The sequence below is a fragment of the Pedobacter suwonensis genome, assembly GCF_044762335.1.
In the GTDB taxonomy this organism is placed as follows: domain Bacteria; phylum Bacteroidota; class Bacteroidia; order Sphingobacteriales; family Sphingobacteriaceae; genus Pedobacter.
The window spans coordinates 43,276-65,709 of sequence record NZ_JBIWEB010000017.1; the positions used below are offsets into that span (position 1 = coordinate 43,276).

Genomic DNA, 22,434 nt, shown 5'->3' on the forward strand with positions numbered 1-22,434 from the left:
ACTTTAGCCTTAAACACCATTCAAATGAAGAAAATATTATTATTCCTATGTACCTTTTCTATACTTTCAGCTTTTGCTGCAAAGCCAAAAAATCAATATGTTAGGATTAAAACAGAATTTGGAGAATGCATTATTAAACTATATAATCAAACCCCTTTGCATCGTGATAATTTTCTAAAACTAGTCAAATCCGGATATTATAACGGGGTGTTGTTTCACAGGGTAATTAATAATTTCATGATTCAGGGTGGCGATCCGGACTCTAAAAATGCAAAGCCAGATTCGCTTTTGGGCGAAGGTGGGCCAAAATATACCATCCCGGCAGAGTTTAATGATAGCTTATTCCACAAAAAAGGCGTTTTGGGCGCGGCCAGGGAGGGTGATGACGTTAATCCGGCCAAGGCATCGAGTGGTAGTCAGTTTTACCTGGTGCAGGGTAAGGTTTTTACCGACCAGCAATTGGATAATTTAGAAGAAAAACGGCTGAAGTTCAAAATCCCTCAATGGCAGCGGGAAATATATAAAACGATCGGCGGTACGCCACATTTAGACCGTAATTATACTGTTTACGGTGAAATTGTGATGGGTTTGGATATGGTGGATAAAATTGCCGCTTTGCCAACGAATAAAAACGACCGGCCAAAGCAAGACGTGAAAATGGAAGTAACCGTTTTGAAAAAGAGAGAAGTAAAAAAGTTGGAGAAACAGTTGCTGATAGATTAATCAAAGATAATCGTTATTTCGATCAATAATTTCCCTGGTTGGCGTCATACCGAGCGGAGTGCAACGTAGTCGAGAGATTTATCGGTACAGATCTCTCCATTTCACTGCGTTTCAGTCGAGACGGGCCTATTAATATCATTGATTGAATTACTAAGCATTTACTTGATAAATTTCTAAATTTACCGCCCACAACAATTGAAATTTACTGAATGAAGATTATCTCTTATAACGTTAATGGGATTAGGGCTGCAAGTACCAAAAACTTTTTTGGTTGGTTACAAGCTACCAATGCCGACATGGTCTGTTTACAGGAAGTAAAGGCGTTACCTTCGCAAATCCCCGAAATTATTGCGCTGATTGAGCAGTTGGGTTACCACCATTATTGGTTCCCTGCAGAGAAAAAAGGATATAGTGGCGTAGCCATTTTAGCTAAAATCAAACCTAATCATGTAGAATTTGGCTGCGGTGAAGAGTGGATTGATAAAGAAGGACGCATTTTAAGAGCTGATTTTGATGATTTTTCTTTAATGAGCCTTTATATGCCCTCGGGATCTAGTGGAGATGATCGTCAGGTAAAGAAATATGAATTTATGCAGTTTTTTGATGCCTACGTTGGAGAATTACGTAAAGAGATTCCAAATTTAATTGTGAGCGGCGATTATAATATCTGCCATACCGCTATTGATATCCATAACCCAAAATCCAATGCCAATTCGTCTGGTTTTTTGCCAGAAGAAAGGGAATGGATGCAGTTATTCTTAGATAACGGTTTCATTGATACCTTTCGCCATTTTAATAAAGACCCACATCATTATACCTGGTGGAGTTACCGTGCAGGATCAAGAGGGAAGAACCTGGGCTGGCGGATCGATTATCATCTTGCAACAAGGCCCATGGAAAGCCGCCTGAAAAATGTTAGGATTTTACCTGATGCCATACATTCTGATCATTGTCCGGTTCTTTTAGAGATCGAATAGGTTTTTGGGTTAATCGGTTAATTGCTTAAACCGGTTAACTGAACCCTTTTTGATTAGCCAGTTTATACAGTTTCAACAATTAAACAGCCCATAAATGCTGATCACAAACATAAAAGGCCTTGTAGGCCTGCATCTTAAACAGAAGTTAGTGCTTCGCGGTAATGAACTAGGCGATTTACCTGTTCTCGAAAATGCATGGCTTTTGATAGAAGATGGCCTTATTAAAGATTTCGGCGAAATGAGCTCAATTCCTTCTCAAATCTCAAATCTTTCATCTCAAATGTCGGCGAAAGGCCGATACGTCTTCCCATCCTGGTGCGATAGCCACACGCATATTGTTTTTGCAGCGTCGCGCGAGGAAGAGTTTGCCATGAAAATACAGGGCAAAAGCTACGAAGAAATTGCGGCGGCGGGTGGAGGGATTTTAAACTCGGCCAATAAACTTCAAATGGCAACAGAAGATGAATTGTTCCAAAGTGCTGCGCTTAGGTTAAAACAGATGATTCTTCAGGGAACAGGGGCAGTTGAAATCAAAAGCGGATATGGATTGACGACTGAAAGTGAAATCAAAATGTTGCGGGTAATCCGCAGGCTGAAAGATCAATTCCCGATTCCGGTTAAAGCCACTTTTTTGGCCGCGCATGCTTTTCCTGCCGGGTTTAAAAACAATCATCAGGGTTACATTGATTTGATTATTAATGAAATGCTGCCTCAGATCGAGGAAGAAAAACTGGCCGATTATATTGATGTTTTCTGTGAAAAAGGTTTTTTCTCTGTTGAAGAAACCGACCAGATACTCAAAGCAGGGGCAAAATATGGTTTAAAACCTAAAATACATGCCAACCAACTCTCAGTTTCAGGAGCAATAGAGGTTGCTGTTAAAAATGGGGCCATTTCAGTCGATCATTTAGAGGAAAGTAATGAAGAAACCATTAAAACGCTGAGAAATGCGAGTACTATTGTAACGTTGCTGCCTTCCTGTTCGTTTTACTTAGGGATTCCATTCGCCGATGCTAAGGGTTTTATTAAAGCTGGTTTGCCGTTAGCTTTGGCTACCGATTACAATCCGGGTTCAACACCTTCAGGAAATATGAATTTTGTAGTGTCATTAGCCTGCATTAAAATGAAAATGTTTCCGGAGCAGGCTATCAATGCTGCAACATTAAATGGTGCTGCGGCAATGGAGTTGAGCGGGGATTATGGAAGTATTACAGTTGGAAAAAAGGCAAATTTAATGATTACTAAACCGATGCCATCAATTGCTTATCTGCCGTATAGTTTTGGCGAAAGCCTGGTAGATCAGGTAATTTTAAATGGTAAAATTTATAATGGATAACCTTAAAATCTATGCACGGCACGACATCGATCGGTTAACTATCCACCGTGATGGTGAAACTAAATTGGGCGAGAAAGTTGCTGTTTGGTCATCATGGGAAGAATTGCAAAACATCAATGCAAAATATGTTTTGCTGGGCATCCCTGAAGATATTGGTGTACGTGCAAACGCCGGAATTGCAGGAGCTGCATCGGCATGGCGCCCTGCTTTGACGGCTTTTTTAAATATCCAGAGTAACCGTTTTTTGGATGGTAAGGAAATCATGGTTTTGGGCCATTTCGAGATTGACGAGCCGGGTGACTCTTCCATAAAAGGCCTGCGGTATAAAGTGGCTGAAATTGACGAATTGGTTTATCCTGTCATCGAAAAAATTGTAGCGGCAGGAAAAGTCCCGATTGTAGTTGGTGGCGGACATAACAATGCTTATGGCATGATTAAGGGTTCTTCCTTAGCCTGCAGAGGCCCAATTGATGTGCTAAATATTGACGCACATGCTGATTTAAGGGAACTAGAAGGCCGGCATAGCGGAAATGGTTTTTCTTACGCTTTAAATGAAAATTATCTCGGTAACTATTTGATGTATGGACTGCATCAGAATTATAACAATGAGGCTATTTTAAGCCAGATTGATAACAATCCTAAATTAAAGGCCGTATTTTTTGAGGATATTTTAACCGGAGCGGATTATAACCATTTAACTGGAGCATTAGGGACAACAGCAGGTTTGGAAATTGACTTGGATTGTATTCAAAACGTGCTTTCAAGTGCGGAAACACCGTCTGGATTTGCGGTTAATGATATCAGAAAGCTAATCTTGAGTAAAGCCAATAAGTTTTCTTATCTACATATTTGTGAAGGAGCTACGCGGATGCTGGATGGTAGGGTAAACCGGTTAACCGCTAAGCTGATCGCGTATCTGGTGAGCGATTTTGTAAAAGCGCATCGTTCTTGGGTTTAAGCACATCTGTATTGAGAACACGGATTGTTCCCGAGTTGATTTATCCCGCAAAATCCATAATATCAAACGGGATGAAAAGCAAATAAGAAATTTAACTCCAGGTAGATCTCGTCATTCCACTGCGTTCCAGTCGAGATGACGCGAGATATAGACTGTTTTATTAAGCACCCAGACCGATAAACAGATGGACATTGACTAATGAACCCTTACAGATGCTCTGCTTCGTATTTCTCCCCAGCCTTTAACATTAATTCTATTTGTTTCAGGTCTTCGGCCGTTAAATCTTCCTTTTCCTGAAGTTCAAATACGGCAATCATATTGTCTTCGTACTGTTTTTCGGTTTTGATAACAATTTCCTGTGGCATGCCGGTGAGCTTAAAACTTTATAATTTCTGTTGGTGTAATGCAAAAATCGAGTTTGATATCATGTTCATGTACGTCGTCGATTTTTTTGATTGCAGGAAACAAAGATAAACCTATTTTTTGAGCATTTAAACCTTTAAGAAAACGATCATAAAAACCTTTGCCGTAACCTACCCGATAACCTTGTTTATCGAAAGCCAAAAGTGGAATAATTACAAGATCTACTTCGCCTTCGTGCAGGCTTCCTTTTTGAGGTTCAAGGATGTTATAAACGTTCTGTTTTAAATCGCCTACCCCTAAGTATTCATGACTGGTCATCAATGCCGTTTCAAAATCTGCCCTGGGTACAATAATTTTAATATCAGGCAGGGTTTTGTTGAGCCATCCGATTAGCATGAAAGTATCAGGTTCTTTTCGTTCCTTAATCGGCAAAAAGATATGGATCGTTTTAATTGAGCTAAAATCCAGCGTTTTAAACTGTTTTAAGAGCGCTGTGTTTAACTCGTTATATGCGGAGTCGGATAGTGATGATCGATCCTTCAATGCTTGCTTTCTGATTTGAAATTTCAACATAATGACAAATTAAATATTTTTACAGACCCCGGAGGTTTTTGATGCCTTCGGGGTCCTAATAAACTAAAAAGCCTCTGAAGTTAATGCTTCAGAGGCTTCTATATGTGCTGATTTAATTATTTCACACGCTCAACGTACTCTCCAGTACGGGTATCAATTTTAATTTTATCGCCCTGGTTCACAAACATAGGAACTTTAACTTCAACGCCATTTTCCAATGTTGCTGCTTTTAGCGCATTTGTTGAAGTATCGCCTTTCACCGCAGGCTCTGAGTAAGTAATTTCAAATTCGGCGAAGTTTGGTAACTGGGCCATAATGGCTTCATCGCTTTCCATTGATACAATGATGCTCATGCCTTCTTTTAAGAATTTAATTGCCGAACCGAACAAGGATTTTTCAACATTGAACTGTTCGTAGGTGTTGTTATCCATTACGATCAAAGAATCACCTTCCTCATATAAGTATTGGTAATCGTTGGTTTCTACGCGGCAGATTTCTACTGCCTCATCGGTATTCATGCGGGCTTCAACAATTCTGCCTGTTTTAATGTTGCGGAATTTACCGGTATAAAATGCGCCACCTTTTCCTGGCGTGCGGTGATTCCATTCGTCAACAGTAACCAGCTCATTGTTTACACGAAGAATGTTACCTGTTTTAATTTCTGATGCTTTTGCCATATTGTATGATCCTAAAATGGATTTGTATTTCAGTTTTTCGTGACGGCAAAGGTAAAATTATTTTGATAAAAAACGATAAGGGTTTAAGGCATAAGGCTTATGGTTTAAGAAAATTTAAACCATCGTTAAACTATTTCACCCGCTCCATGTATTCGCCTGTTTTGGTATCAATCTTCACCTTTTCTCCCTGATTGATAAATAGAGGAACCCTGATTTCAGCGCCTGTCTCTAAAGTGGCATATTTTAGCGCACTGGTGGAGGTGTCGCCTTTAACGGCAGGTTCAGAATAGGTGATTTCCAGTTCTACACTATTAGGAAGTTGGGCAACAATCGGCTCATCACTTTCAAAAGCAATGGTAACATTCATACCTTCTTTTAAGAATTTAATCGAGCTGCCAAAAAGTAATTTGGGGATGTTGTACTGCTCATAAGTGTTATTATCCATCACCACCAGGTAATCGCCATCCTCATAAAGGTATTGATAATCGCTGGTTTCTACCCGGCAAATGGTGACTTCCTCATCTGTACGGAAGCGGTATTCTACAATTTTACCGGTTTTTACATTGCGCATACGCGCCTGATAAAAAGCCCTTAAATTTCCTGGAGTACGGTGGATGTACTCTTCTACACTTACCAACTCTCCGTTAAAACGAAGTACATTTCCGCTTTTGACTTCTGATGCCTTTGCCATTTTGTAATCGTGAATATTGTTTTGTTAAGGATTAAAAATCAAAGTTAAAAAATGCAGACAGATTTGAAAAGCAAAACCTTCATTAATCGTAACCGGAAAGGCATACTTTGGTTTCAATCTTCTTCCCATTTCTAAGTTGCAAAACGGAGATGGTAGAATCCAAAGTATTTTAGTGCGATCTGGTTTATAAAAGGTGAGCATTGTGATGGAAAAAGTCCTTATAAAAGAAATGCCTTTGGGAACCACTCCAAAGGCATAATCAACCTAAACCTCAAACTAAACTATGAAAAATTCTTTGCCTTTTATGGGCTATATAATTGATTCCAAAAATGGAAAAATATAATCTTTACTTAAAGAGATAAATTAAATAATTGTTTCTCTTTTTGGTGGTGCAAAGGTAAGTATAATCTACGAATATCAAAATGTTTTTTCAAAAAAATATTTATAATACAAATGTATGACAAATCAGACTTTGCTATAATCGTTATGCTGCTATTTAAACTACTTATAATCAGATATTTGTATGTGTTTCGAGCAGAAATCGTATTCTTGTGTCTGATTTGAACCGATTATGGTAAGCCGCTCTTTCCCAAAATTTTCAATGAGTTCGCGGTACCAACTTATGCCCTGAACGTCTAAATTACTTGTTGGCTCATCTAAAAATAAAATGGGTGTATCTGCACAACAGGCCAAAGCCAGTTTGGTTCTTTGCTTCATTCCCGAAGAAAAGTACTTGATTTGTTTATTTGCTGCCTTCTCTAATCCTAAAATACTGATCAGCTTTTTTGCGTCTAAACCAATAGCAAAATCTTTAAACTTAAAATGAAAATCAATGATCTCTTTTAGCGTAAAGGTTTCAACCAGTTCCAAATAGGGGGCAGCAAGGCTGGTGTATTTATAAATATTTTCGACGGGGATCTCGGTCTTATCTATAAAAAAGGAAATTTTGCCCTCAGAAGGGGATAGGCTGCCGTTTAAAACGCTAAGTAGTGTGGACTTACCAGAACCATTAGGTCCAAGTATTGCGTAACTGTTTCCTGAGGTAAATTCTGCGCTTAGATTTCTAAAAATCCACTCTTTGTTAAACCTTCTGCCAACATTTTGTAAAGTAATATTCATTTGTACCAAGCGTTTAGGGTTTAGCGATGAGCGGTTTAGTCATACAAACGCTATTTTCAATGCCGATATATTGCTCATAACTGGCCGTGATGCGATAATGTGCCTTTTGATAAAGTGCAATGGCTTCTGGCTGTTTTTTGCCTGTTTCTAAAACGCATAAGGAAAAACCGAGCTCAATAGCCCAGTTTTCTAATTCGCTTGAAACTTTAGCAGCGATGCTTTGCTTCTTATAATCTGGACGTACAAACATCCTTTTTACTTCGGCTGCTGTGGCGGTGAAAGGTTTTATCACACCGCATGCAACCGGCAGCCTCCTCTGATAGGCGATAACAAGCTCCTTGATGCTCTCAATCTGATTAAATTGTGCATAAAAGGCATGATCATCACCATCTCGAATAACCAAATCCAGATCTAATAAAGCAGCTAACATCCTAAAATCCGCATGTTCTGAATCTGTCCGGATCATCTTAAATCACCCGTGAGCATTTATTTAAATTCGGTTAAGGTAATGGGTTTTGCCATCCACCTTAAAGCCTTCAGCCTTCTACCTTATTAGCTTCCCATGCCAAAGCCCTTCATTACCCCACGATTTGAATTGCGGATAAAATCTACGATTTCATCACGTATTTCAGTAGGTTTAAATTCGGCTTCGATCATGTCTAAAGCTTTCGTTACGTTATTGTGCTTTACAAAAAGTACACGGTAGATTTCCTGAATTTCATCAATCTGCTCGTTCGTAAACCCTCTTCTACGCAACCCCACAGAGTTGATGCCGGCATAAGAAAGTGGCTCGCGAGCTGCTTTGACATATGGTGGCACGTCTTTACGTACCAATGAACCGCCAGTTACAAAGGCATAAGAACCAACTTTAACAAATTGGTGTATGGCAACCAAACCAGCTAAAACGACATTGTTTCCAATGGTGATGTGGCCCGCCAAGGTGGTACTATTGGAAAATATGCAGTTATTTCCAACCTCACAATCATGTGCAATGTGCGAATAGGCCTGGATTAAACAGTTGCTGCCTATAGTGGTTTTCCATTTATCTTTTGTGCCACGGTTAACGGTAACACACTCTCGTATTGTGGTATTATCGCCAATTTCTGCGGTGGTAATCTCACCGGCAAATTTTAAGTCCTGCGGCTCTCCTGAAATAACCGCACCAGGAAAAATTCTGCAGTTTTTACCGATCCGGGCGCCATCCATAATGGTCACATTTGATCCGATCCAGGTTCCCTCGCCAATTACAACGTCTTTATGTATCACTACAAAAGGTTCAATTACCACGTTTTCTGCGATTTTTGCCTGAGGGTGTATATATGCTAAAGGTTGTATCATTATTGAGCGGGTTCTGCTTGTTTAACTTTTGAAATTTGAGCCATCATTTCGGCTTCTACCACGATTTTTTCACCTACCATACCTACACCTTTCATCTGGGCAATGCCTCTTCTGATGGGCTCAAGTAAATCGCAGCGGAAAACAATGGTATCGCCAGGAAGTACCTGTGCCCTAAAGCGCACATTATCTATTTTCAGGAAATAGGTAAGGTAATTCTCAGGGTCTGGTACAGTACAAAGTACAAGAATCCCGCCAACCTGTGCCATAGCTTCTATTTGCAGTACACCTGGAAATACCGGTGCACCTGGAAAATGACCTTTGAAAAACTCTTCGTTCATGGTTACGTTTTTAACCCCAACCACGTGGTTTTTAGAAAGTTCTAATATTTTATCAACGAAGAGAAATGGCTGGCGGTGAGGCAAAATTTCCATGATCTTTACTACATCGAACAATGGTTTTGCACTCGGATCGTATACCTTCTGTACTTTTTTGTTCTTCTCTTTTTTAATCGCTGCTTTAATCTTTTTGGCAAAGGCAACGTTTGCGGCGTGGCCTGGACGGGCGGCCATGATATGGCCTTTTAAATGCATGCCAACCAGGGCCAAATCGCCGATCATATCCAAAAGTTTATGTCGCGCCGGCTCATTCTGGTAGCGCAGTTCCATGTTGTTCAAAATCCCTTGTGGGGCAACATCGATATCTTTACGGTTAAATAATTTAGCCAGGTGACTCAATTCATCCTTGGTAACTTCTTTATCTACAATCACAATGGCGTTATTTAAATCGCCGCCTTTAATTAAATTGTGCGATAGCTGGTATTCCAGTTCATGTAGAAAGCAGAAAGTACGGCATGAAGCAATTTCTTTCTTAAACTCTGCAATGGTGTTAATACCAGCGTGCTGGCTGCCCAAAACAGGAGAGTTATAGTCAATCATGCAGGTAAAACGGTAATCGTCTAATGGCATGGCCACAATTTCTACTTTTCTATCTTCCTCTGTATAGGTAATGTTATGTGGAATGGTAAAGTACTCACGATCTGCATTTTGCTCAACTGTACCCACCTCTTCCAGTAAATCAATAAACTGGATAGAACTCCCGTCCATAATCGGTGTTTCCGGACCATCTAATTTAATCAGTATGTTGTCAAGGTCCATACCCACCAGCGATGCCATAACATGCTCTACGGTGCTTACGCTAGCACCATTTTGGGTTATCGTAGTACCTCGTGAGGTATCCGTAACATTATCTGCATCAGCGTCGATAATAGGCTGGCCTTCTAAATCAATACGCTGAAATTTGAAGCCATGATTTTCGGGGGCGGGGCAAAATGTTAAAGTAACATTAGCACCAGTGTGTAAACCAACACCAGATGCTGATATTTCCTGTTTAATCGTTTTTTGTCTAACGTTCATTGTGTATTGTATTCTTTTCCAGTTCGGCGGTGAGCTTTTTCAACTCCTCTTCGAGCTTATTTATTCTTTTTTCCACATCGGGAAGATGTTTGAAAATGACTGAAGCCCGCATCCAGTTACGGAGCGGTTGCGCCGGACTACCATGCCATTGTTTATTCTCTTCTGTAATATTAAAATTTATGCCGGCCTGTGCACCAATTTGCGTTCCCTTAGCCAAGGTTAAGTGTCCTGCTATACCTACCTGCCCGCCAATAACGCTATTTGGGCCAATCTTTGTACTTCCGGATATGCCAGACTGTGCCGCTAAAACGGTATTTTCGCCGATTTCCACATTGTGGGCAATCTGGATCAGGTTATCGATTTTCGCACCTTTTTTCACAATTGTAGATCCCATTGTTGCGCGATCTACAGTGGTATTTGCGCCAATTTCCACGTCATCTTCAATAATCACGTTTCCGATCTGTGGAATTTTATTGTAAGTGCCGTCTTTTTGTGGTGCAAAACCAAAGCCATCACTTCCGATAACGGTATTGGCATGGATAACCACGCTGCTGCCGATTATAGAATTGTGGTATATTTTTACACCAGAAAAAAAGGTGCTGTTTTTTCCAATTTTTGAATTAGCACCAATAAAGGTTTGTGCATTTATTTTACAACCATCCGCAATCTCTACATTTTCGGCAACGTAAGCAAAAGCATCAATAAATACATTATTACCAATTTTTGCGGTAGGATGAACGAATGCCAGTTGATCAATCCCGGATTTTATGGTTTGTGCATTGACAGCTTCGTTATATTTATCCAGTAAAATCGTAAATGCACTATATGGATTTTCAACACGGATTAGTGTGCTGGTATAAGGCTGGGTAGGCGCAAAATCTTTAGATACGATAACAACTGAAGCCTTCGTAGAATACAAAAAGTTTTCATACTTAGGGTTAGAAAGAAAAGATAGGGAGCCTTCCTTCCCGTCTTCTATTTTAGAAAGTTCGGTAACAGCTACATCGGGGTTACCATCAATGGAACCGTTTAGAAACTGACTTATCTGCGTGGCAGTAAATTGCATCGTACAAAGGTATATGTTAAATTGATATGAACAAAAAAACCTGCATGGGTTAAACGGTGTATTATTTGCACAATAATAAGAGTTAAAACGGCACTAAAAGTCAAATATTTTGTTAAAAAAACTTAAATACCTCTTGGGTAACAGAGGATATATTTCTCTACAGTTTTTTGTAGCGACTCTAAATTGGACAAATCAGAAGCCTTGGCAATATCAACAATGTTGTTATTTTTCATTAAAATCTTAATATTTCCGAGGCCTGCGTGATAAGCACGGTTTTGGATAGAATCGGTAAAAACAAAATAACGGGCCTCTTCTGGTTTAATTCCCAATAAATTAATTGCTGCATCCTGCAAAAAGTTTACGCGATCTGTATCGGCCCTCTCGTTACCCATTTCAACTTTATACAGGTTCCGGGTAGTAAGCATTTTACATAACGTAGACAAAATTTTATCATCATGTTTGGTCCAAACCTTAACTGCAGCATAAATATCCTGATCATCAAGGTTGGTAAAATGCTCAAGATTTTCATGCTGTTCAAAAAAATTAGCCTCGCTGATATCGTTTTTTAAAAAATAATTTAAGGATGGTGAAGCAAATAAATTCTCGCCAGCAGCAGCTAACTCCTTGGCACGTTCCAGTAATTTTACCAGAATCATCTCGCCCGATATTACTGTTTTGTGCAGATAAACCTGCCAATACATCAGCCTGCGGGCAATTAAAAATTTTTCTATAGAATAGATGCCTTTTTCTTCAATCACCAGATCATCATCGTAAACATTAAACATTTTAATGATCCGATCGAAACTGATTACGCCCTCACTCACGCCCGTAAAAAAGCTGTCGCGGTTTAAATAATCCATTCTGTCCAGATCTAACTGCCCGGAAATCAATTGATGGAGAAATTTTTTCGGGTAAGTACCATTAAAAATTTCAATGGCATGGGTTAAACGTCCGTCGAAATGTGTATTCAGGTCCTGCATCAGTTTGGCTGATATATCTTCATGCCTGATTCCGGTTACCAAAGAATGTTCAAGTGCATGCGAGAAAGGGCCATGGCCGATATCGTGTAATAAAATGGCCAAAATGGCGGCTTCCTCTTCGCCATCAGTTATGGTGTGTCCTTTACTTTTTAAAAGGTTGATGGCCAGACTCATTAAGTGCATGGCGCCTAAGGCATGGTGAAAACGCGTATGTAAAGCCCCTGGATAAACCAAATGGGTCATCCCGAGCTGTTTAATGTAGCGCAAACGCTGGAAATAATGGTGGGAGATGACGTCGTAAACGAATTCGGACGGGATACTGATGAACCCGTAAACAGGATCATTTATTATTTTCTTCTTGTTCAATCGTTAAAAATAGTTAAATAGGTAGATACGGTACAAAAATTGCTATTTTTATTTATAGTTTGAATGACCTGCCGTAATTAAACGGCAATACTGTTCTATTTTTACAAAAACATGCAAGAAACTAAAATATTATGGGCCGATGATGAAATCGACCTGTTGAAACCACATATATTATTATTAAATGATAAGGGTTACCACGTAACTACTTTTACCAATGGAAATGATGCTTTAGAGGCATTTGGGAAATCCCATTTTGACCTGGTTTTTCTGGATGAGAATATGCCTGGAATGAGCGGTATCGAAACCTTATCGGCCATTAAGAATTTAAATCCTGATGTTCCGGTAGTGCTGATCACAAAAAGTGAAGAAGAAAACCTGATGGAAGATGCGATAGGCAGCAAAATTGATGATTATCTGATTAAACCTGTAAATCCTAAGCAGGTTTTGCTGACCATCAAAAAGCTGATTGACAACAAACGTTTGGTGAGTGAAAAAACCTCTATGGCCTATCAACAGGATTTCCGCCGTTTGGGAATGACATTAGGCGATAGGCTTAATTATGAAGAGTGGATTGATGTTTACAAAAAAATAGTTTTTTGGGAGCTTGAGTTGGAAAAACTGGATGATCCGCAGATGCATGAAATTTTAACCATGCAAAAACAGGAGGCCAATACACAGTTTACAAAATTTATTGAGGAAAATTACCTGGATTGGATAAAGAACAGGGATAAAGCCCCTTTGCTTTCGAACGAATTATTAAAGAAAAAGGCCTTTCCGCTTATTAATGATAACACACCGGTATTTTTCATCCTGATAGATAATCTGAGATATGATCAATGGAAAATCATCAATCCATTAATATCAGAATATTTTAGGATAGATGAGGAAGATATGTATACGAGCATTTTGCCAACGGCAACACAATATGCCCGTAATGCAATTTTCTCTGGTATGATGCCTTTGGATATGGAAAAACGTTTTCCTCAGCTTTGGCAAAACGACGATGATGAAGGTGGGAAGAACATGCATGAAGAAGCTTTCCTGGCGGATAATATAAAGCGTAATTTAAGAAAGGACTGTAAATTCAGTTATCATAAAATCCTGACTTTTGAGCAGGGGAAAGACCTGGTTGAGCAAACAAATAATTTATTGCATAACGATTTTAATGCCATTGTGTTCAACTTTGTTGATATGTTGAGCCATGCGCGTACCGATATGCAAATGATACGGGAGCTGGCCAATGATGATGCCGCGTACCGTTCATTAACGTTATCGTGGTTTGAGCATTCTCCGCTTTGGGATTTATTGAAGAAAATTTCGCAGAAAAAAGTTAAGGTAATCATCACTACCGACCACGGGACCATACGGGTTAAAAAACCGGTTAAAGTAATCGGTGATAGAAGCACAAACACCAATTTGAGGTATAAGCAGGGAAGGAATCTTAATTTTAATGCAAAAGAAGTGTTTTTGATTAAAAATCCACATGATGCTTTATTGCCTAAGATCAACATCAGCAGCAGTTATATTTTTGCCAGAGAGGATAGCTATTTCGTTTATCCGAACAATTACAACCAGTTTGTAAATTACTATAACGAAACTTTCCAGCATGGCGGGATCTCTTTAGAAGAAATGATTATTCCGGTCGTGACGTATTCGCCGAGGTAGTTTCAGAGATTTTAGATACTAGATTTTAGATACTAGATTGGAGATATGAGACTGTCTCATTCAATAGAATCGTCATCCTGAACTTGTTTCAGAATCTGTTTCATTCAAATTTAAGAGTAAGGCAAAAGCAATCCAATTATGTATTACTTTTGCCTTTATTTTACAAAATGGATATCGAAGTAAATAGTTTAGCCGATTTGCCTGCTGTTGCTCAGCAACTTTCAGATTTTGCAGGCAGTGAGAAAGTCTTCATATTTGAAGGCGATATGGGCGCTGGAAAAACAACCTTCATCAAAACTTTTTGTGCAGCTTTAGGCATAGCCGATGTAGTTTCAAGCCCAACTTATTCTATCGTTAACGAATATGATAGCCCTAACGGACCGGTATTTCATTTCGATTTTTACCGGATAAAAGATATCCGCGAAGCCTACGATTTGGGGTATGAGGAGTATTTTTATGGTGGCGGTATTTGTTTAATTGAGTGGCCGGAGCGGGTAGAAGAATTATTGCCCGAAAATCTTATTAATGTTGTGATCAATGTGCTGGATGAAAACCGCAGGCTATTCCGCTTTTCGAAGGTATAACAATTCGTTATCAATAAATTAACAGATTTTGCGTACCTTGAACAACCTAAAACTATCATAATTTTAATTCAACATGGCTACAGGATTACGCGAAGGAATGGCCGATATAGCTCGTCAGGGTTTATTACAAACGCAAGAAGCAACGCTAGAAACCAGAAATAAAAAAAACAATCTATACATAGGAATACCCAAAGAAATTTCTTTTCAGGAAAATAGAATTGCATTAACCCCTTTATCTGTTGCTTTGCTGGTAAATAACGGGCATCGGGTTGTTTTAGAAAGCGGAGCAGGCATTGCCGCTAATTTTTCTGATACGGAATATGCGGAGCAGGGCGCAAAAATTGCCTATAACAAAAAGGAAGTTTTTGATGCTGATATCCTGGTGAAGATTGCCCCCCCAATGCTGGAAGAAATTGAAATGATGCATAAGGGGCAAACGCTTATCTCCTCCTTGCAGACCGGAACGCTTAAGCAAGATTACCTGAAAGCCTTGATGCATAAAAAAATTAATGCGTTATGTTTTGAGAATCTTCGCGACGAGGGCAATACACTGAGTGTAGTGCGCGCGATGAGCGAAATTGTAGGTTCGACCTCTATTTTAATTGCCGCAGAATATCTGAGTAATGTAACCGGAGGAAAGGGCTTGATGTTGGGTGGCTTCACAGGGGTTCCTCCAACAGAAATTGTGATTTTAGGCGCCGGAACGGTGGGTGAATATGCTGCCAGAACTGCCTTGTCATTAGGTGCAGAAGTAAAAGTTTTTGACAGTTCTATTTACCGCTTACGCCGTTTGCAAAATAATCTGGGCAGCAGGGTATTTACCTCGGTTATGCAGCCTATCGTTTTAAATAAGGCTATCACAACCTGCGATGTGGTAATTGGAGCCATTAGGGCAACTCATGGGCGTAGTCCGTGTATAGTGATGGAAGAAACGGTCGCCCGGATGAAACCACATTCGGTGGTGATTGATGTTAGTATTGACCAGGGTGGTTGTTTCGAAACTTCTGAAGTAACCAACCATGCCAATCCGGTTTTTAGAAAGTACGATGTAATTCATTATTGTGTGCCTAATATAGCCTCTCGCGTTCCAAGAACGGCGTCGTATGCGCTGACCAATATCTTTGCACCGATTTTATTGGATATAGGCGAACTGGGAGGTCTGATGAATATGGTTTGGAATAACCCGGGAATCCGCGAAGCACTTTACATTTATCAAGGTAACTGCACCAATAAGGATCTGGCTGATATGTTTAATTTGCCATTTAAGGATCTTGAATTATTAGTGGTTTCGAATCAATAAAATTTGGATATAAAATGTATGATGTAAGACGGATGTATCCTGAAGCCACAGTCAAACATCTTGATGTTAAAGCATGAAAATCAAACTCTTTACATTATTTCTTTTCCTCTCGGTTAGCGTCTGCGCGCAAAATAAACCGTCAACCACAAACAAGCTTGTAGTGGTCAGTTCCTATAATCAGTATCTGGCATCCATAAAAACAGACCCGAACAACGAATTGGTTGAAATTAAGAAAGCCATTCCCAATATCAAACTGGATATCCGCTACGCCACTAAAGATAATTTTATGCGGCAGATCATGTATAAGCAGGCGAGGGCTTTTGCGCGAAAGCCAGTCGTAGAATTGTTAAAAAAGATCCAGAGGGAATTAAATAAAAATGGTTATGGCTTAAAAATATTTGATGGCTACCGGCCATATGCCATTACCGTTGAGTTTTATAAAAAAGCAAGTGATAAAAATTTTGTAGCCAATCCGGCAAAGGGATCGAAACACAATAGGGGCTGTGCAGTAGATTTGACGTTGATTAATTTGAAGACGGGCAAAGAACTTCCGATGCCAACACCTTACGATAGTTTTTCGGCTGCTGCTGCAGCCAAGTATGAGAATGTATCTCCGGAAGCAAAGAAAAACCGTGATTTTCTTATCACCATCATGGCTAAATACCGCATGAATGTGCTGGAAAATGAATGGTGGCATTATGATTTCTCGGAATGGAGAAATTATGATTTAATGGATATTCCTTTCGGGAAACTGTAGTTTACTAGTTCAATTGCCATTGGCTTATTATAAGTTCTTCGATAAGCTGACAAACTCCACTAGTGTGATCGTTATTCTCGTGGATGCGGGAATCTTAATGCAAACGTGGTGGGGTAAGATGTTACCATTTTACACTAAATTACTTAATATTTAATTTTCAACTGTCTGGTGGTAACACCTGACAACACAATAACCTGAACTAAAAAACTACAAATGGTGTGGCCTGCCGTATTGGTCCATTTTTACCCGCGCTTTATCTCCTTTAACAGATAATTCAAAAATATAGTCATAATCATCGTCTGTTAATTCTTCTTTGGGTCTTTTGCCGCCAAAGGCTTCAATAATCTCAAGAACCGTGTTCGAATGGCCGGCAATAATCACGTTTTTGCCAACATAATTGGTTTTAATGCTATCCACAAGCGATTTGATGTCTTTATAATTAACCACTTTCGGAATCACCAGTGAATCTAATGTTTGGTGTGTTCTTTTTGTGGGTGTGGCAAAAGCAACATCAAACTTTACCTTTTTAAGGTATGCAGATAAATCTCCTGCCCGGATTCTTCCTTCTTCAGAGAGGCTTGGGTTATTATCCTGTGGATTGGATTTGTCTTTCTCGGCGTGCCTGACAACCCAAACCGTAGTGGTTTGCGCAGAAACGATATTAATGAATAGCAGTGTTAAGGCCAGTAATACGAAAAGTTTTTTCATACCATAAATATTGAAAAATTAATTGGATCAGGAAAGGCTAAAAATTTATGGCTGCCACCAGTTTTCCGATATCTTCTTTCTCGTGCCAGGAAGAAAGCACTATGCGATCTAAAGGAGCATCGCCAGGGTTTGGATAAGGGAAAGATGAAATTAAGATCTGCTTTTGCAGGAGATTTTCTGAAGAATTAATTTCACCGGACAAATACACCGGAAAGCCGGATGCGTGTTTCCAGGTATGGTTTAGTGCTGTTTCAAATAGCTGCATATTGTTTTTGAGTTTGTTTAATGCCTTGCTGTATATTTCACTTGCGTGGACAAATGCATAAAGTCCGGGCTGACCAGGCGGCGAAGCGCCTATAAATGTATTTGAATGTTTAAGTTGATCAATTACTTTATTGGAAGCTAAAACAATGCCCGCATCTATCCCCAACGCTTTGGCCATTGAGGCAACTACTACATTTTCGATGTTCCCTTGTTTGGGAAGATTTACAATAGTGCCCATACCGTTGTTGTTTACACCAATTCCGTGCGAATCGTCAACAATTAGGATGATGTTTCTATCATTACGGATTTCTTTAACAAATTCGAAATCGTAAATTTCGGGCATCAGGTTGTTCATCGAATTGCTGATCAAAACCCAATTTTTTTCTTCAGATGCATTTATTTTGTCGATGGTTTCCTGTTTCCATGCTTCAAAAACCATTAAATTTCTGGTTTGATTTTCTGCTAACCAAAGTGCAGGGTGTGTGGATGGGGCATAAATTACCTTTCCGAGTTTCGATAAAGCCTTGATGGTAAGCTGCGCTGCTAAATACCCGCTTGAAGTAATCAAAGCGGCTTCAGCTCCAAAGCGTGCCGCAGCTACTTTCTCCGCCTTGCTGTAAATACCCAACTGGATGTTGTTGGTGCGACTTGTTCCGTTATTTAAGCCAAATTTTTTAATTCCTTCAATATATAAGTCGATGAAATCCTGATTTTTTGGAATGCCCAGATAAGCCGTTCCGCCAAAGTATAAATAGGAGGTATTTCCAATGTTGATGGTGTTTGAAAAAGGTTGTTTTATCGATTTAAAGTCAAGCATCATATCAATTGTAGTTTCTGCCAAGCTCGTCATTTGCAGCACGGATAATGGACTTATCACCATTGTCATCATGGTAGAACTCCCAGAACATGATTCCATTTGCAATATCTTTGGCAAGTTTAGCTTTTTTTCGGGTGGTTATCGTTCCATTAAAATAAAATTGAATGCCATCAATCGAAGTATTATCTAAACTCACATCGGCACCAGCGGCTACAAAATCACGATAGGCCTTAGCTGAATTATTGGCATTTTTACCATAAGCAGGAATGCCTAAAACGGCTTTTTCCCTTGGCATACCACGTGTATTTAACCAATAATTTAAACTGGCAACAGCCATATTATAGGATGCATGTTGAATAGGCTCATTTTTATCCCAGCCAATTCCGTCATAAACCATAATATTAAAGAAATCCACAGCAGGGAAAACCTCAGATTTTAATCCGTCACGAATACTGCCGGCGTATACGCCAGGTGTTATGGCTCCGCTTAAAAATTTATGGTATTTATGTAGTGAATCTGAAAGTTCTTTCATTAGCAGCACATAATTGTCTGCCGACCCATCGCTGGTACTAGGATACTCCCAGTCCATATCTATGCCATCCAGGTTATTTGTTTTGGAAAAAGTGAGCACATTCTTTACAAACAAATTTCTGGTAGCTGCAGATGCAGCCATGGTTACAAAAATACTTTTTGTGCCAGAAATAGAAATGCCTGTTTTCACACCATTTGACTTTGCTTTTTGGATTACGGCTGTAAATCGGCCAGGTTGTGCTAATGCCGCTAAACTTCCGTCCGGATTGGGATTTAGAAAGGCATAAAAGAGGTGTGTAATCATTTTAAATTTCGAATCCGCAATACCAGCCGGATCCCGGTAACTTGGGAAATAACTTATAACCTTAAAGTTATTGTCTGGTACGTATGGAGCGCCAGGAAGAGGTGGCTCAAAAGGCGCTGTTATGGAATCATTCTTTTTGCAGGATGATACGATAAGCAGTACACAAATGCCAGTTAGCAGGTATATTTTTTTCATAGGTTAGGTGTTTTGATGTTGCGTATGCTTAAAAATGATCGTGTATATAGGTCATGATTCTCACCATTTCCGCACGCACCTCGGCAGTTGGTTTCACAAAGTTGTTGTTCATGAAAGAAAAAATATAGGTTTTTCCATTTTTGGTGAGTATATATCCGCTTTGGTTATGAACACCCCCGAGTGAACCCGTTTTACCAAAAACAAAAGGTTCATTGGTTTTGGGATAAGCACTCTTTAAAGTGCCGCTTTTACCTCCTGCAGGAAATAGATCAAAAAGCTTTTCGGGATTATTTACCAGCCTGTAAATAGAATCAAGAAGGTACACATTGTCTCGGGGTGTAAATAAATTTTGGCGGGATAGTCCAGATCCGTCAACCCATTTTACCTGATCAGGCAGAAAAGAAAGGTAATTTTTTGTAATGTATTCAATGGCTTTCGCGGTACTTAATGTATCGCCAATCTGGTTGGCACAAACCAATAAAAGGTGTTCTGCAATAAAATTATCGCTGGGTAACATCATGTACTTTAGAACCGAATCCCGCTTAGCGCCAGGCAAGGTTTTAGCATCCCTAGGTATTTTTTGCTTTACGATGCCAATGGGTTTGTGTAAGGTATCAGCCAGGATCTCAACGGTTAATTGCGTTGACGTTTTATAGGGGTTTTGTTGGTTATAACCAGGCTTTACCCCAACTGCAGGGTAGTGAAAGCGGTTGCTTAAGAAGTCTCTTCTTACCTGAAAGTTTCCTGTTTTCTGGGTAGAATCTTTTTCAAAACAAGGGGCAAAAACCTTTGGTTTAATATTGATCTTGTTGGGTGAGGCATAGGTAGAAGTAACCATGTTGTCCATGATGGGCATTTCGGTAATTTCCGGCTGGTAATAATAGTCGTAATCATCCCAGGCCCAGCCTTCGCCGAAGAAATTACCTGAATATCGACCGGGAGAAAAGAATAGCTTTTTATCTGATGCCAGGAGAAAATTGTATGCGGATTTGTCTTTTATTGCAAACTGTAAAAAAGCAGGGTCTCCGGTTCCCCAAAAAATCAACGAATCATTCTGTTCGGTATATTTTAAAGCCGGCATTAAATCGGGCAACATTTTCAGGCTTGCGAAAAAAGTATACAGTTTGGTGTTGGATGCAGGGGTAAAATACCGGTCTGCATCTTTCTGAAAAATCATTTTTTTATCCGTTGGATTATAAAGTGCGAAGCCAACCTGATATTGTTTTATCACCTGAGAATTTTTAAATTCTCTGGCTACTTTTTTAGAAATGATCTTATCGGTTGAGCATCCTGTTGACAAACAAAGCAATAGAATAAGGGCAATAAAAATAAAATTATAATTTTTTAAAGGAAACATGTGCTAAATTTAGGATACATAAAGATTAACTAATTTATTAAATTTAGTTTAATGTTAGCCAAATATAACCCTGGTGTAATAATCTGTTTACGTAAACTGACCATTTGCACGCTGCTTGTATTGCTCACATTTTCCGGGCATGGCCAGGAGTTCCTCTTTAATAGAAAAAGGCAAAAACAGTCAATTTCTTTTAAGTGCATTAAGAACCTGATGGTTATTCCGGTGTTTGTAAACGGAAACGGGCCGTACGATTTTGTGCTTGATACTGGCGTTGGCCCCATGATTATTACCGATCCATCTATTATCGATTCGTTGAATTTTGGTAAACTCCGTAAAATTAAAGTTCTTGGCCTTGGTATTGAAAGCGTGGATGCTTATGTTTCTCAAAGTCTTAATGTTAAAGTAGGCAGCGCCAGCATCAAATATATACCAGCGGCGGTGTTAAAAGAAGACTTGTTTAACCTGTCAGGACATTTAGGACTGAAAATTTATGGCTTGCTGGGATATAGCTTTTTTAACAGTTTTATTGTTGATATCAGATACAGTGAAAACAGGCTGATTATTTACGATCGGGACACCAAGATTAAATACCGGGGAAAAAAAATCCCGATCGAAATTGAGAACCAGAAGCCTTACATATTTGCTACAATAGATGTGCCTAATGGTAAAACGGTTGAAGCGAGGTTTTTGATAGATACCGGGGCCAGCCATGCTTTATCGCTCGAAATGCTGAATGGAACAGGATTTCCTCTGCCTGAGAAAAAAATCAAAGCTAATTTGGGAATGAGTTTAAGCGGGCTGATTAAAGGATATGTTGGCCGTGTAAAGAGATTCAATATTGGAGGATATGTTTTCAAAGACGTCGTTTCGGGATTTCCTGATTTTACGAGCATTGCAGATAAAATTGATCTATCTAAACGGAATGGCAATTTAGGCGCCGATTTACTCCGGAAATTTAACATTCAGTTTAATTATCAGGATGGCTTTATTTATGTTAAACCCAATGGATTCAGAAAAGTGCCGTTCGAACATGATATGGCGGGTATGGTGTTGTATCTCGACCAGAAGACATATAAAAGAGTATTGATTGGCGAAATAGACGAAAATAGCCCGGCAGAAAAGGCTGGTTTACGGCCTAATGATGAAATTATTGGCGTAAACTTTAAAAGCATGGATGCCTATTCTTTAAATGATCTTTCTGAAATGTTTAAATCTAAAGCGGACAGAGCCATCATTCTCGAAATTTCCAGGGATAATCAGACCTATTTTAAAGTAGTTAAACTCGAAAAAAGGATTTGATAAGCGTAATTTTACAGTTACAAATGGTTTGTCGTGTAACAAGGCTTTAACTTTAACCTCTTATTGCCAAGCAA

The 22,434-nt window shown here is 39.3% G+C and carries 23 protein-coding genes; 9 read left to right on the plus strand and 14 right to left on the minus strand.

The window, feature by feature from the left end; all coding sequences use genetic code 11:
* Positions 1-24 precede the first annotated feature (24 nt).
* The 4 genes from ACIQXP_RS20430 (at position 25) to ACIQXP_RS20445 (ending at position 3,994) form a co-directional block, all read left to right on the plus strand.
* Positions 25-723: a peptidylprolyl isomerase gene (locus tag ACIQXP_RS20430; protein WP_387507334.1), complete on the plus strand. Its 699-nt coding sequence runs from the start codon at positions 25-27 to the stop codon at positions 721-723.
* A 209-nt stretch (positions 724-932) separates the two neighbouring features.
* Positions 933-1,700, plus strand: coding sequence for an exodeoxyribonuclease III (locus ACIQXP_RS20435; protein ID WP_387507337.1), 768 nt, complete (start codon positions 933-935; stop codon positions 1,698-1,700).
* Between the two features lie 94 nt (positions 1,701-1,794).
* Complete coding sequence (hutI, locus tag ACIQXP_RS20440) at positions 1,795-3,036, plus strand: imidazolonepropionase (RefSeq protein WP_387507340.1); 1,242 nt, start codon at positions 1,795-1,797, stop codon at positions 3,034-3,036.
* Complete coding sequence (locus ACIQXP_RS20445) at positions 3,029-3,994, plus strand: formimidoylglutamase (RefSeq protein ID WP_387507342.1); 966 nt, start codon at positions 3,029-3,031, stop codon at positions 3,992-3,994. The genes hutI and ACIQXP_RS20445 overlap by 8 nt, the downstream gene beginning before the upstream one ends.
* Before the next feature lie 206 nt (positions 3,995-4,200).
* Here the strand turns inward: ACIQXP_RS20445 and ACIQXP_RS20450 are convergent, their stop codons facing one another.
* The 10 genes from ACIQXP_RS20450 to ACIQXP_RS20495 form a co-directional block, all read right to left on the minus strand.
* Complete coding sequence (locus ACIQXP_RS20450) at positions 4,201-4,359, minus strand: hypothetical protein (RefSeq protein WP_167354761.1); 159 nt, start codon at positions 4,357-4,359, stop codon at positions 4,201-4,203.
* 10 nt (positions 4,360-4,369) lie between these two features.
* Positions 4,370-4,930, minus strand: coding sequence for a 5-formyltetrahydrofolate cyclo-ligase (locus tag ACIQXP_RS20455; RefSeq protein WP_387507345.1), 561 nt, complete (start codon positions 4,928-4,930; stop codon positions 4,370-4,372).
* Positions 4,931-5,046: 116 nt separating this feature from the next.
* Positions 5,047-5,607 carry an elongation factor P gene (efp, locus tag ACIQXP_RS20460; protein ID WP_090983422.1) on the minus strand — a complete coding sequence of 187 codons (561 nt, stop codon included), beginning with the start codon at positions 5,605-5,607 and terminating at the stop codon, positions 5,047-5,049.
* A 130-nt stretch (positions 5,608-5,737) separates the two neighbouring features.
* Positions 5,738-6,298: an elongation factor P gene (gene efp / locus ACIQXP_RS20465; protein ID WP_090983424.1), complete on the minus strand. Its 561-nt coding sequence runs from the start codon at positions 6,296-6,298 to the stop codon at positions 5,738-5,740.
* A 501-nt stretch (positions 6,299-6,799) separates the two neighbouring features.
* Complete coding sequence (locus ACIQXP_RS20470; RefSeq protein ID WP_293744945.1) at positions 6,800-7,417, minus strand: ABC transporter ATP-binding protein; 618 nt, start codon at positions 7,415-7,417, stop codon at positions 6,800-6,802.
* A gap of 13 nt (positions 7,418-7,430) precedes the next feature.
* A complete protein-coding gene (locus tag ACIQXP_RS20475; RefSeq protein ID WP_387507350.1) occupies positions 7,431-7,847 on the minus strand; it encodes a GNAT family N-acetyltransferase in 417 nt (138 codons plus the stop codon).
* 122 nt (positions 7,848-7,969) lie between these two features.
* Positions 7,970-8,755: an acyl-ACP--UDP-N-acetylglucosamine O-acyltransferase gene (gene lpxA, locus ACIQXP_RS20480; protein WP_090983430.1), complete on the minus strand. Its 786-nt coding sequence runs from the start codon at positions 8,753-8,755 to the stop codon at positions 7,970-7,972.
* Positions 8,755-10,167 (minus strand): bifunctional UDP-3-O-[3-hydroxymyristoyl] N-acetylglucosamine deacetylase/3-hydroxyacyl-ACP dehydratase, encoded by a 1,413-nt coding sequence (locus ACIQXP_RS20485; protein WP_090983432.1) that lies wholly within the window; start codon positions 10,165-10,167, stop codon positions 8,755-8,757. The genes lpxA and ACIQXP_RS20485 overlap by 1 nt, the downstream gene beginning before the upstream one ends.
* Positions 10,157-11,233 (minus strand): UDP-3-O-(3-hydroxymyristoyl)glucosamine N-acyltransferase, encoded by a 1,077-nt coding sequence (gene lpxD, locus ACIQXP_RS20490; protein WP_293744943.1) that lies wholly within the window; start codon positions 11,231-11,233, stop codon positions 10,157-10,159. Before lpxD ends, ACIQXP_RS20485 begins: the two co-directional genes overlap by 11 nt.
* Before the next feature lie 122 nt (positions 11,234-11,355).
* Positions 11,356-12,579: an HD domain-containing protein gene (locus ACIQXP_RS20495; RefSeq protein ID WP_387507355.1), complete on the minus strand. Its 1,224-nt coding sequence runs from the start codon at positions 12,577-12,579 to the stop codon at positions 11,356-11,358.
* Between the two features lie 111 nt (positions 12,580-12,690).
* Between ACIQXP_RS20495 and porX the strand changes: the two genes are divergently transcribed.
* The 4 genes from porX (at position 12,691) to ACIQXP_RS20515 (ending at position 16,885) form a co-directional block, all read left to right on the plus strand.
* Positions 12,691-14,244 (plus strand): T9SS response regulator signal transducer PorX, encoded by a 1,554-nt coding sequence (porX, locus tag ACIQXP_RS20500; RefSeq protein ID WP_387507358.1) that lies wholly within the window; start codon positions 12,691-12,693, stop codon positions 14,242-14,244.
* Positions 14,245-14,411: 167 nt separating this feature from the next.
* Positions 14,412-14,828: a tRNA (adenosine(37)-N6)-threonylcarbamoyltransferase complex ATPase subunit type 1 TsaE gene (tsaE, locus tag ACIQXP_RS20505; RefSeq protein ID WP_293744940.1), complete on the plus strand. Its 417-nt coding sequence runs from the start codon at positions 14,412-14,414 to the stop codon at positions 14,826-14,828.
* Between the two features lie 73 nt (positions 14,829-14,901).
* Entirely contained in the window at positions 14,902-16,128 is a 1,227-nt protein-coding gene (locus ACIQXP_RS20510; RefSeq protein ID WP_090983443.1) for an alanine dehydrogenase, read from the plus strand.
* Between the two features lie 73 nt (positions 16,129-16,201).
* On the plus strand, positions 16,202-16,885 hold the full coding sequence (locus ACIQXP_RS20515) for a M15 family metallopeptidase (RefSeq protein ID WP_387507361.1): 684 nt from the start codon (positions 16,202-16,204) through the stop codon (positions 16,883-16,885).
* A 207-nt stretch (positions 16,886-17,092) separates the two neighbouring features.
* On the opposite strand, the gene ACIQXP_RS20520 is transcribed toward ACIQXP_RS20515, so the two are convergent.
* From ACIQXP_RS20520 to ACIQXP_RS20535, 4 genes are read right to left on the minus strand one after another with little or no spacing between them, the layout of a single operon-like run.
* The gene (locus tag ACIQXP_RS20520) at positions 17,093-17,593 is read right to left on the minus strand and encodes a phosphoglycerate mutase family protein (RefSeq protein ID WP_387507363.1); all 501 of its coding nucleotides are present in this window, start codon (positions 17,591-17,593) and stop codon (positions 17,093-17,095) included.
* Positions 17,594-17,630: 37 nt separating this feature from the next.
* On the minus strand, positions 17,631-18,707 hold the full coding sequence (locus ACIQXP_RS20525; protein WP_387507366.1) for an aminotransferase class I/II-fold pyridoxal phosphate-dependent enzyme: 1,077 nt from the start codon (positions 18,705-18,707) through the stop codon (positions 17,631-17,633).
* Entirely contained in the window at positions 18,679-19,704 is a 1,026-nt protein-coding gene (locus tag ACIQXP_RS20530; protein WP_387507369.1) for a glycosyl hydrolase family 18 protein, read from the minus strand. Before ACIQXP_RS20530 ends, ACIQXP_RS20525 begins: the two co-directional genes overlap by 29 nt.
* 28 nt (positions 19,705-19,732) lie before the next feature.
* The gene (locus ACIQXP_RS20535) at positions 19,733-21,061 is read right to left on the minus strand and encodes a D-alanyl-D-alanine carboxypeptidase/D-alanyl-D-alanine-endopeptidase (RefSeq protein ID WP_387507371.1); all 1,329 of its coding nucleotides are present in this window, start codon (positions 21,059-21,061) and stop codon (positions 19,733-19,735) included.
* A gap of 51 nt (positions 21,062-21,112) precedes the next feature.
* Here ACIQXP_RS20535 and ACIQXP_RS20540 point away from each other — a divergent pair, with 51 nt between their 5' ends.
* Positions 21,113-22,360 carry an aspartyl protease family protein gene (locus ACIQXP_RS20540; RefSeq protein WP_387507374.1) on the plus strand — a complete coding sequence of 416 codons (1,248 nt, stop codon included), beginning with the start codon at positions 21,113-21,115 and terminating at the stop codon, positions 22,358-22,360.
* Positions 22,361-22,434: the final 74 nt, after the last annotated feature.

What these genes read in the sequence shown, in the direction of transcription:
- ACIQXP_RS20430 (WP_387507334.1), top strand. Translation starts at nt 25, where the DNA reads ATGAAGAAAATATTATTATTCCTATGTACCTTTTCTATACTTTCAGCT.
- ACIQXP_RS20435 (WP_387507337.1), top strand. Translation starts at nt 933, where the DNA reads ATGAAGATTATCTCTTATAACGTTAATGGGATTAGGGCTGCAAGTACC.
- hutI (WP_387507340.1), top strand. Translation starts at nt 1,795, where the DNA reads ATGCTGATCACAAACATAAAAGGCCTTGTAGGCCTGCATCTTAAACAG.
- ACIQXP_RS20445 (WP_387507342.1), top strand. Translation starts at nt 3,029, where the DNA reads ATGGATAACCTTAAAATCTATGCACGGCACGACATCGATCGGTTAACT.
- ACIQXP_RS20450 (WP_167354761.1), bottom strand. Translation starts at nt 4,359, where the DNA reads ATGCCACAGGAAATTGTTATCAAAACCGAAAAACAGTACGAAGACAAT.
- ACIQXP_RS20455 (WP_387507345.1), bottom strand. Translation starts at nt 4,930, where the DNA reads ATGTTGAAATTTCAAATCAGAAAGCAAGCATTGAAGGATCGATCATCA.
- efp (WP_090983422.1), bottom strand. Translation starts at nt 5,607, where the DNA reads ATGGCAAAAGCATCAGAAATTAAAACAGGTAACATTCTTCGTGTAAAC.
- efp (WP_090983424.1), bottom strand. Translation starts at nt 6,298, where the DNA reads ATGGCAAAGGCATCAGAAGTCAAAAGCGGAAATGTACTTCGTTTTAAC.
- ACIQXP_RS20470 (WP_293744945.1), bottom strand. Translation starts at nt 7,417, where the DNA reads ATGAATATTACTTTACAAAATGTTGGCAGAAGGTTTAACAAAGAGTGG.
- ACIQXP_RS20475 (WP_387507350.1), bottom strand. Translation starts at nt 7,847, where the DNA reads ATGTTAGCTGCTTTATTAGATCTGGATTTGGTTATTCGAGATGGTGAT.
- lpxA (WP_090983430.1), bottom strand. Translation starts at nt 8,755, where the DNA reads ATGATACAACCTTTAGCATATATACACCCTCAGGCAAAAATCGCAGAA.
- ACIQXP_RS20485 (WP_090983432.1), bottom strand. Translation starts at nt 10,167, where the DNA reads ATGAACGTTAGACAAAAAACGATTAAACAGGAAATATCAGCATCTGGT.
- lpxD (WP_293744943.1), bottom strand. Translation starts at nt 11,233, where the DNA reads ATGCAATTTACTGCCACGCAGATAAGTCAGTTTCTAAACGGTTCCATT.
- porX (WP_387507358.1), top strand. Translation starts at nt 12,691, where the DNA reads ATGCAAGAAACTAAAATATTATGGGCCGATGATGAAATCGACCTGTTG.
- tsaE (WP_293744940.1), top strand. Translation starts at nt 14,412, where the DNA reads ATGGATATCGAAGTAAATAGTTTAGCCGATTTGCCTGCTGTTGCTCAG.
- ACIQXP_RS20510 (WP_090983443.1), top strand. Translation starts at nt 14,902, where the DNA reads ATGGCTACAGGATTACGCGAAGGAATGGCCGATATAGCTCGTCAGGGT.
- ACIQXP_RS20515 (WP_387507361.1), top strand. Translation starts at nt 16,202, where the DNA reads ATGAAAATCAAACTCTTTACATTATTTCTTTTCCTCTCGGTTAGCGTC.
- ACIQXP_RS20520 (WP_387507363.1), bottom strand. Translation starts at nt 17,593, where the DNA reads ATGAAAAAACTTTTCGTATTACTGGCCTTAACACTGCTATTCATTAAT.
- ACIQXP_RS20525 (WP_387507366.1), bottom strand. Translation starts at nt 18,707, where the DNA reads ATGACGAGCTTGGCAGAAACTACAATTGATATGATGCTTGACTTTAAA.
- ACIQXP_RS20530 (WP_387507369.1), bottom strand. Translation starts at nt 19,704, where the DNA reads ATGAAAAAAATATACCTGCTAACTGGCATTTGTGTACTGCTTATCGTA.
- ACIQXP_RS20535 (WP_387507371.1), bottom strand. Translation starts at nt 21,061, where the DNA reads ATGTTTCCTTTAAAAAATTATAATTTTATTTTTATTGCCCTTATTCTA.
- ACIQXP_RS20540 (WP_387507374.1), top strand. Translation starts at nt 21,113, where the DNA reads ATGTTAGCCAAATATAACCCTGGTGTAATAATCTGTTTACGTAAACTG.